Annotated in this window: 10 protein-coding genes; 6 read left to right on the forward strand and 4 right to left on the reverse strand. The window is 50.9% G+C overall.

Annotated elements, in window-relative coordinates; translation table 11 throughout:
* The first annotated feature begins 157 nt into the window (after nucleotides 1–157).
* Genes WC259_RS06420 through WC259_RS06440 form a run of 5 tightly spaced genes read left to right on the forward strand, consistent with a single transcriptional unit; the run spans nucleotide 158 to nucleotide 3,666 of the window.
* Entirely contained in the window at nucleotides 158–631 is a 474-nt protein-coding gene (locus tag WC259_RS06420) for a hypothetical protein (RefSeq protein WP_372643693.1), read from the forward strand.
* Nucleotides 628–1,338, forward strand: coding sequence for a tyrosine-type recombinase/integrase (locus WC259_RS06425; RefSeq protein ID WP_372643696.1), 711 nt, complete (start codon nucleotides 628–630; stop codon nucleotides 1,336–1,338). The genes WC259_RS06420 and WC259_RS06425 overlap by 4 nt, the downstream gene beginning before the upstream one ends.
* Complete coding sequence (locus WC259_RS06430) at nucleotides 1,316–1,621, forward strand: hypothetical protein (protein WP_372643699.1); 306 nt, start codon at nucleotides 1,316–1,318, stop codon at nucleotides 1,619–1,621. Before WC259_RS06425 ends, WC259_RS06430 begins: the two co-directional genes overlap by 23 nt.
* On the forward strand, nucleotides 1,621–3,126 hold the full coding sequence (locus tag WC259_RS06435) for an ArdC-like ssDNA-binding domain-containing protein (protein ID WP_372643702.1): 1,506 nt from the start codon (nucleotides 1,621–1,623) through the stop codon (nucleotides 3,124–3,126). The genes WC259_RS06430 and WC259_RS06435 overlap by 1 nt, the downstream gene beginning before the upstream one ends.
* A gap of 3 nt (nucleotides 3,127–3,129) precedes the next feature.
* Nucleotides 3,130–3,666: a hypothetical protein gene (locus WC259_RS06440; protein ID WP_372643704.1), complete on the forward strand. Its 537-nt coding sequence runs from the start codon at nucleotides 3,130–3,132 to the stop codon at nucleotides 3,664–3,666.
* 66 nt (nucleotides 3,667–3,732) lie between these two features.
* On the opposite strand, the gene WC259_RS06445 is transcribed toward WC259_RS06440, so the two are convergent.
* Genes WC259_RS06445 through WC259_RS06460 form a run of 4 tightly spaced genes read right to left on the reverse strand, consistent with a single transcriptional unit; the run spans nucleotide 3,733 to nucleotide 7,778 of the window.
* Complete coding sequence (locus tag WC259_RS06445; protein ID WP_372643707.1) at nucleotides 3,733–4,365, reverse strand: Vat family streptogramin A O-acetyltransferase; 633 nt, start codon at nucleotides 4,363–4,365, stop codon at nucleotides 3,733–3,735.
* Between the two features lie 38 nt (nucleotides 4,366–4,403).
* Entirely contained in the window at nucleotides 4,404–5,348 is a 945-nt protein-coding gene (locus WC259_RS06450) for a hypothetical protein (RefSeq protein WP_372643710.1), read from the reverse strand.
* Entirely contained in the window at nucleotides 5,349–6,596 is a 1,248-nt protein-coding gene (locus WC259_RS06455; RefSeq protein ID WP_372643713.1) for an MBL fold metallo-hydrolase, read from the reverse strand.
* A 27-nt stretch (nucleotides 6,597–6,623) separates the two neighbouring features.
* Entirely contained in the window at nucleotides 6,624–7,778 is a 1,155-nt protein-coding gene (locus WC259_RS06460) for a Fic family protein (protein WP_372643716.1), read from the reverse strand.
* 378 nt (nucleotides 7,779–8,156) lie between these two features.
* Between WC259_RS06460 and WC259_RS06465 the strand changes: the two genes are divergently transcribed.
* Nucleotides 8,157–8,759 carry a hypothetical protein gene (locus WC259_RS06465; protein ID WP_372643719.1) on the forward strand — a complete coding sequence of 201 codons (603 nt, stop codon included), beginning with the start codon at nucleotides 8,157–8,159 and terminating at the stop codon, nucleotides 8,757–8,759.
* Nucleotides 8,760–8,834 lie beyond the last annotated feature (75 nt).

Here is an 8,834-nt window from a genome sequence, read left to right on the forward strand (position 1 = left end):
CGATTGGGACGACATCTACTGCAAGATATACGGCGGCTCACCGGGTGTTCCCCAGACCTTGTTCGGGTATGAGCAAGCCCTGCTAATTGTGGGCAAAGACCCGACCATCACTGAGTTCACTATTGCTGATTTCGCCAAGGTTTAGAAGGAGAAAACCGTGCTTGATATAGCCCTGGCGCCAATGGCGCTCGAGACGAAAGAGTTCAGCGTCGGAGACAAGGTCCGGGTGACGGTCTCCTTCAAGTACGCCATTGGTGTAAACACTACAGTGAAGCTACTGGCTGGTCCTTACTATACCAACCTCTTCGGCAAGCACCTGGTGGACACGTGCGTGGGCCAAACTGATGTGCCGCTGGCGGCCTCATCGAATCCAACGCAGGGAACGGCAACCGTAGATTTTGTCCTGATTGCCAAATCCCTGGGCGGTATTGATAACGGCACCTACGGGCTGAGGGTGTGGATCGAGGATACCAACGCCATCGCCGAGCAGGATAATGTCCTGATTGTTTCCGGCAATTCTAGCGGCGGGGATATGTTTAGCTCGATGATGCCGATGATCATGATGTTGATGATGATGGGGATGATCATGCCGATGACCCAGCAAATGGGTGAGGGAACGGAAGAGGAGTGAAAGCCTATCTTGAACCGGAAGAAATTGAGAGGCTGGAGCAAGCCGCGGAATACCTCCGGGACCGGCTGCTCATCCGTCTGCTGTTTCACCTCGGCTGCCGTGTCTCGGAAGCGCTGGGAATCAAGGTCAGCGACATCGATTTCAAGCAGGGACTGGTCACCATCCAGCACCTGAAACAGCGGATTAAGTTGTCATGTCCCCACTGTGCCGCAAGGCTTGGCCGGTCGCACCGATTCTGTCCGGCCTGTGGCAAAGAGGTTGAAAAGGCTGTTGCCGAAGAAAAAGAGCACCGCAAGTTTCGGGTTCTACCACTCGATGACGTCACTCTGGGTATGCTCAAGGAATACATCAAGCGTGGCGGCGCCGACTCCAGGAAAGGCGGCCAACTGCTATTCGACCTGACCAGACACAGGGCCTGGCAGATAGTCAAGGATTGTGCTGATAAAGCGTCTCTTCCCGGGCTGATTAACCCGGAAAGCGGCAAAGTCCACAGCGTCAGCCCTCACAAGCTGCGGGACGCCTTCGCGGTCCATGCGGTAAAGCTGGACGATTCGGGGGACGGCTTGAGGCTGCTGCAAGAGCACCTGGGGCATCAAAGCATCGTCACAACCATGAAGTATCGCAAGGTTTCCGGGGAAGAGCAGAAGGAGTGGTACGACAGGCTGTGGCAAGGAGGCAAGCAAGATGGGCAAGTACGCCAATCATGAAGAGTTCGGCATCAATGCTCCCATAAACTACAGGGAAGACTCCACCAGCGAGTCTTTCCTTAAGGGAATGTCTTCGATTGCCCCGCCCGGGATGAAGCCCAGGCAATCACGAGGGAACAAGTTCGAAGAGAAAACTGATTTCAAGGCTTCCGCCCGCTGGCACAAGAACTTCGACCTGGCCATGTTCGGCGGTTCGGATATCGGCACTACCGATTTCGAGTCCCGGCAGATGAGCTTGGAGAAGAAAGTCAACGGCGTGAAGCGAATACCGGGGAGGCAATAATGTCAGGACAGGTTAAAGTAACGATTGGAGAAAAAGAGTGGCTGGTTGCCCTGGCCAGCAACTATTGGGATCAGGTCCAGGGTCTGGGCGGCATTTCTGGAATGGATCCCGAAACCGGAATGCTCTTTGATATGGGCTTCGGTCAAATCATCAATGTGACTACCGAGCCGATGCTTTTCCCTCTGGATATCGCTTTCTTCTCGGATGCGATGGAAATAACAGAGGTTTATCATAACGTCCAGCCGGGATTCCTGGTCACCTCGACATCGCTAGCCCGGTACTTTCTTGAAGTAAATGCCGGCGAGCTTGATGGTATTAACAGCGGCAGCCAGGCCTCATTCCTATTGCTGGTCTCTGAAAGCCCCGTAGAAGCCTCCGACTGGGTCACCCCTATGGTTTCCTTCATGAGCTTCACTTTGATGGGTTTTTTCCTAGTAGGTATCGTCGGGGACTTCACCAAGTCAATGTTCGGAGAACCCGACCGAAAATATCTCCTGTCCGAGCCGAAAAAGAGTAAGTGTACTTTCTGCCAGGGTTCGCGGGAACAGTGCGATGTCTGTGAGAAAATATCGCCGCGGGACTATAACCTGTTGAGCTGGATGGGATCCCCGGTACCGGATTACAGCTTTGCCGTTGAGTCGGAGACGAAAGAACGCAAGATTGACGAAGTTCTGAAAAGACTCAAGGAAGGTGTTGACGGTATCCAGCAAAGCGATAAATTCCGTGAGTTCCTGCTCACTATGTCCAAGTTCCACAACTACAGCATCGGCAACCTGATACTGATAATGCTGCAGAAGCCGGATGCTACCCGGGTCGCCGGTTTCAGCACCTGGAAAGACTTGTACCGGTGGGTCAAGAAGGGCGAAAAAGGCATTGCTATCCTGGCGCCATGCATGCCGCCGAAGCAAAAGAAGCTCGCACCGTCGGTGGATGTTGAAACAAGGAGTGAGGGTGAAAAACCGGAGGAGGAAAACGAAATCCGCCCGGTCTTTTTCAAGGTCGTTCATGTTTTCGATGTCAGCCAGACCGAAGGCAAGCCGCTCCCTGAGTTTGAAGTACCGTCTCTCACCGGCGAGGCGAATGAAGAGCTATTCAGCAAAGTGAAATACCTGGTTGAGGCGCAGGGAGTCGAGGTTAGCTTTGAATCGCGACCTGACCAGGACCCGGATATCAAGGGTTTCTATTCCGGAAAGATCATCTGGGTCAGGCCGGAAGAATCACGCGCTCAGCAGCTCAAGACGCTGCTTCATGAGGTGGCTCATTATTATTCCGAGGGGGTTTTCAGAATACCTCGTGCTGATGCCGAGACTATTGCTGAAAGCGTAGCTTTTACCATCGGTGCTCATTTCGGCTTCGATACCGGCACTCGCTCATTCCCGTATGTCGCTTTGTGGGCTAAGGATAAGAAAGTCCTGGAAGCGAACCTTGCTGCCATACGAAAGGTCGCCGGTAAGATTATCGATGCCATTGAACAAACTGCCAACAAGATGGCAGGAGTAGCATAACCCATGACAATGCGACTAGCGCCAAGCAGGGGTGGCTTCCTCCGGCCGTTTGGATGTGGCTGGTTTATTCGTGAGTATCTTCTCGGTAATGGTCCGGAAGGCTCTAAGAGCATAGACCCGAAGCGAGGTGCTCCCCAGGCTGACATCAACTTTGAGTACAAGGAAGCTCTGGCCCGAGCTACTGCTCGGGAACGGGCGGAAAGAATCATCAGCAACATGGTAGTCAAAGGCGCTGACGTCACCGAAGATGAAGCGGAGAAAATCTACCAGCGTGAGCTTAAAAGAGTGTCCCGGAAGTTTACCCACATGCGTTACCACTCTTTCCTGATGTACTTTGGGGTACTGAAGCGGCTGGGATGGGTGGAAGTCACCGACCGGACCGAGCCGTCTGCCATCCAGGACAACTATCCTTCAGCTCCGGAGCGGGTGTACTACCGCCTTACCAAAGAAGGGATAGAAGCCGGCGAAGAGCCCTGGTCAAATCCCCTGTTTACGCTGTATCCAGAAATTGGCGCCAGCCACATCAAAAAGCCGGATTAGCTATATCCTCCATCAAACCAACGTCTTGCCGTGTTCGCCAAATCCAAAATTCTCCCTGATTGTAACTCAAACCGCTTCCCTGAGTGCGTCCAGATTTGCAGATGTAATACCCTCTAAGTTGCGTGAAATTTTTTCTATATCCCAATCCCACCATCTGATTTGTAATAACGCTTTTACAGTTTCGGGAGCAAAGCGCTGCTTTATTGGCTTCGATGGGTTGCCGCCAACTATCGTATACGGGGCAACATCTGCTCCAACCACAGATCGCGCTGCGATGATGGCTCCATCTCCTATCTTTATTCCCGGCATGATCAGCGATTCGTATCCTATCCAAACATCATTGCCAATGATGGTATCGCCTTTATAAGGAAGGTCGCTTATCTGTGGAGTCACCCGTTCCCATCCGTTGCCAAAAATACTAAAAGGGTATGTCGAGATGGCTGAAAGCTTATGATTGGCTCCATTCATAATGAACTTAACGTCTCGCGCAATCGCGCAAAATTTACCAATAATCAACTTGTCACCCATAAACGGATATAGATACAAAACGTTACGTTCGAAGTTCTCCGAGTCAACGGGATCATCATAATAGGTATAGTCCCCAATAATAATCTGCGGATTAGCAACGGTATTTTTAATAAAGCAGACTTGTGGAAAACCTTTCATTGGATGTACTTCTAAAGGTGAAGGTCCGTTCATTCATTTCTCCTTTGAATAAGCCTTTGACCAATTAGTTCTTACCTTAAGAAAAGTTGACGGATGCCGGACAAAGGCAACATACATGCAGAGTGGAATCCGTAACCTGCAAAGTTTGCAACGAAGAATTTCAAATCAAAATGCATCGACTGTTCGTATTCTTTAATCCGCGAATCATCAAGTATCGCTCTTAGTTTTGAACTACGCGGGTTATGATTAGCCAGGACAAATATTACCTCGGGTTTACACTCGCTACCTACCGTTACTTTGAAGCCATTGGTTGGATGTTCAAATTGCAGTAACCCAAGATCGTCGAGTTGCTCGAATTGCGTCTCCATGGTCTGCAGTAAGGACTTGTAACGGTTTACATCCGAAAGAAATACATTAATATCTTGGATATGTTTGAATAACCCAGCGGCACCACTCAGAGCATTGTCGCCATATTTCATTTCGATTAAAGCCGCTTTGCAGTTTCGCCCGTTTTTACGTTCGGCTGCCAGCCAACGTATAGCCAGTAAATCAAAACGAGCCCCAATACTGGAGTCAGAAAATTCGATGTCAGTTATGAAGTATTCCGTTTCTCCAGAAATTGGTGAGCAATTGTTTTCCCGTGCTATCAGTTGCTGAAATTCCCGTTCAGGTTTGTTATGTATCGAGAAGGAGATATCCATGATCTGCTTGAGTGTGGGAAACCCTGCTAACCACGCTGCGACATCCTTTAGATTACGCAAAGTTGTTGGCAGCTTAGGTAAGGGTATTTGTGATTTGTTATATCGTGGATCGAAAAATGAGTTGTATCCTCCGTTCGTCTTGTGCGTCAATCTGAGAAGATTCCCACCGCGATAGTAAATGTTGACATAGCCATTCCGAATAAAGAGCATGAGAGTATTGTCCTGCTTAACCCATTCCAGAAGGGGGTGAAGTAAGCCAGTTTCATTCTTTAGATCACTCATGAAAGAAGCTGGTAATCTTCTGCTATCTTGCATTTATACTTCCCACCATTCTCCATCATTGTGCAATTCCACGTTGGCGAACAGAGTCGGGTATCGTTCAGGCATGAATGTGTGAATCGGGACCACCTTGCCGGGCGACAGCGCTGAAACAAATCTTTTCAAATCGGCTATGCTGGCGTGACCGGAAGTGTGGATATGCCGGTCGGGAACCTTATGTTTCGACAACCAATTGCGCAAACTTTCAAAGGATTCTCTCTCCCAGTAACCTTCCCACTGTGAATAAACGTATGCTGCTCCAGTGAGGCAATCTGCCCTAGTTAAGTCGGCGCGATGTATAGGGCGGAAGAGTAGCACGGATTTTCCTGATACTTCTTTGAGGTCTTCTATGAATATACGGCGAGCGGAGTGCCTCTTTAGCAGATCGAACCAGGCATTATTCTTAATCTGAACACGCTGCGCTTGGGGTATATACAGCGTCACTTCTGGCCAATCGGACTGCGGTATTCTGGGATTACCGGTAGCCTCAAGAATAGATGCCGCGTAGAGGTCAATCACAAGCCTCCGCCCGGATCTCTTGCAAGCTCGGAAAATGGATACGACTCGATCAATGTTCTGCGCAGAAGTATGTACCAATACTATGCCTTCGGTTTCAACGCATATGCGTAACAGCTCCGTCTCAATGTCTGTTTCCGAGGGGAAATGCTTGTCCTCATCCAACCGGCCAAGAGATGACCCTTCAACAAGAAGTGCGTCCACGGGAGAAGGCGGGCGACTAATGAATCTTTCGTAAAGCGGCGACTTTCTACCGTGTGCACGAAAATCGCCGCTGTAGAATAAGCGCTTGCCTTCTGACTCGATCAACAGAGAATAGGCGTCGTAAGCTGAATGGTCTGTAAGGAACGGTGTTACTTGGAATGGTCCGATGCCAATTGGCGTCTCTGAAACAAAATCCCAGCCGGCCGTTGGTATTGTCCAATTGCCGGGTAGAAACGGAGCTGCCGCTGCCATTATCCTGCGAGCGGCGGGGCCCATCCCGGTTGGAATTCCCTGCCTCACATAGGAGAGTAGTCCAAAGTGATCTAGGTGCGGGTGAGAAATCAGGATCGCAAGTAGTGATGGATCCTTTTGGTTCAGGCCATGAATCTGAGGCAGATATTGAGACCCGTCTTCCTCAGCATCTAACGGAAGACCAAGGTCAATGAGCAGTCGCTGTCCGTCGCTCTCGACCTCGACACAACTTCCGCCTATTTGCTTGCTGCCACGATGGATACACGCACGCATTGATTCCTCTACTTTGGTCCCATGAATCTAGCCAAGTGTTGTCTCCCCATCCAACGCCTTCAGAACCTCTTTCGCCGCGTACGCCTTCGCGCGCTTGCGGCCGGTGATTTCTGTCAGAATGCCAGCTTCCTCCAACGAACTTAAAGCATATTGAGCGGACGGGTAGCTGACCCTCAGGAATTCCTGGGCGGTTTTCGCGTTCAGCACTGGCTTCATGAAAATGAGTTCAACCAGTTGCCCTGCCGTCGGCGACAGCCGCTTTTCCCGGGCTATCTGCGAATACTGACGCAATAGGTCTAATAGCCGGCGGGACCTCGTTACCGCGTCATTAGACTGTTCGGTCACAGCCAAGAGAAAGAACTCAATCCACTCTCTCCAGGCTCCCCTTTGGCTCACCTTCAGGAGAAGGTCGTAATACTCCTGGCGGCGCTGTTCAAAAAATGCGCTCAGATATAGCAAAGGCTTGCCAAGTACATTCTTCTGGCAGAGGAGGAGCGTCACCAGCAAACGTCCGATACGGCCGTTGCCGTCGAGGAACGGATGAATGGTCTCAAACTGGTAGTGGACCATGGCCGCCTGGACAAGAGGCGGCAGATCCGTATCAGCGTGGAGGAACTTCTCCATCTCATTCAGGCACTCCTGCATTTCCGGAACCGGCGGCGGCACGAACGTGGCGTTATCCAGCATCGCCCCGGCTGAACCGATCCAGTTTTGCTCTTGGCGAAACTCGCCCGGAGTGGCACGCTCGCCTCTCACCCCCTCCATCAGGATGCCGTGCAATTCACGAATGAACCTGAGGCCCAGCGGGAGATCGTTCAAGCGCTTTAGCCCGTACTCCATTGCGCGGACATAATTCTGGACTTCCTTTACGTCCCTTTGCTTTTCGACTTGGGTAGCTTCAAACAGGAGAAGGTCGGAGAGCGAAGACTGTGTGCCTTCGATGCGTGAAGACAGCACTGCCTCTCTTCTGATGAATGGGTAGATGAGAAGGTGTGGATTAGGCAATGTTTCGCCCAAGCCCGAAAGGGTCCCGACCGCCAGGTCAGCGCGGGATATTCTGGACACCAGCGCCGTGTCCCATTCCAGCTTCGGCGGCAAAGTATTGGGCACAAACGCCCAGTATCCACCGGTGGACTTAACCAGCTTACCAGCCGGACTTTTCTTGAATAGCTCTTCGTCCATTATTAAACCCCTCTTTAATAACGCCAGTCGTTATTAAAGACAACGCCATATTTCTTTAATAATACACCTGGCGCGGGGCTTTTGCAACCATCTCGGGTCCCGCTTTCGGCTGATACTGCGCGGCAGGAGATCCTGGCAACGGCAGGTCTGCTGGCCCGATGACGCCGCTAGCACCGAAAAACGGTCGTTTGCTTGTTCAAAACGCTACCGGTGCCCGGGGGAGAGGGACGATAAAACAGCTAGTTCTTGAAATTTTACCTTATGTATTTTTGTTGGAAAATGAAGCTAAACAGACACAACACACGAAGCACATTAACAACAGAATACAGAGGACAAAGACCCTGACCTGAACGCTTGCCCTTGAAAGGGGGTTCAAGCGTGGTAACAACTACTTTATGCTCTCCACAAGACGAAAACCCCCTATCCTATGACCGATTAGACGGCGAATGGGCACAATGGTTTCGCACCGCCCAAAGGTTTGAACACAAAGTGCCTGCACAGGATAGGGGGGACATCAGACATAGTATCATACTGGAACTGGCAAGGGCTAGAGCCAGGAATGGCGAACAGTCATTCAGCGAGGCGATGATGTGCCGTATCGCAAGCTGTGTGGTCGCTCTCTACTGGCGGAAGCAATACAAGCTCACTAATGGTCTTGACTGCGGAAGCTGTAGCCAGAAGCAAAGGGCAAAATGCCGGTCGGCGGACTTATACCGCCAGTGTCCAAAGGCTATCAAGATTGAATACCTGTCAAAGCCGATAACGGATGAGAACGGCAACGTAACCGAGCTTGGGGACACGATAGCCGATGACAAGGCGATTGATGTTGGAGCTTGGCTAGACGCCCGCACTTTCCTACTCAGCTTCCCGAACAGGCTAGTCCAAATAGCCCACAAAATAGACGATGGGCAAACTCTCACTCACGGCGAAAGAACCTACCTCTGCAAATGGCGAAAGCGAGAACAAATCAGCCTGAATTAGGGGCTGACATTCTGACACCCCTTACCAATATATATAGTGGGAGCACCGATAATGCAAGCGAATTGCGGGTTATCG

Origin of the sequence: Dehalococcoides sp., assembly GCF_041654235.1 — a bacterium.
Classification (GTDB): Bacteria; Chloroflexota; Dehalococcoidia; order Dehalococcoidales; family Dehalococcoidaceae; genus Dehalococcoides; species Dehalococcoides mccartyi_B.

Excerpts from the sequence above, each read along its gene's own strand:
- WC259_RS06430 (WP_372643699.1), top strand. The coding sequence starts at position 1,316 with ATGGGCAAGTACGCCAATCATGAAGAGTTCGGCATCAATGCTCCCATA.
- WC259_RS06435 (WP_372643702.1), top strand. The coding sequence starts at position 1,621 with ATGTCAGGACAGGTTAAAGTAACGATTGGAGAAAAAGAGTGGCTGGTT.
- WC259_RS06440 (WP_372643704.1), top strand. The coding sequence starts at position 3,130 with ATGACAATGCGACTAGCGCCAAGCAGGGGTGGCTTCCTCCGGCCGTTT.
- WC259_RS06445 (WP_372643707.1), bottom strand. The coding sequence starts at position 4,365 with ATGAACGGACCTTCACCTTTAGAAGTACATCCAATGAAAGGTTTTCCA.
- WC259_RS06450 (WP_372643710.1), bottom strand. The coding sequence starts at position 5,348 with ATGCAAGATAGCAGAAGATTACCAGCTTCTTTCATGAGTGATCTAAAG.
- WC259_RS06455 (WP_372643713.1), bottom strand. The coding sequence starts at position 6,596 with ATGCGTGCGTGTATCCATCGTGGCAGCAAGCAAATAGGCGGAAGTTGT.
- WC259_RS06460 (WP_372643716.1), bottom strand. The coding sequence starts at position 7,778 with ATGGACGAAGAGCTATTCAAGAAAAGTCCGGCTGGTAAGCTGGTTAAG.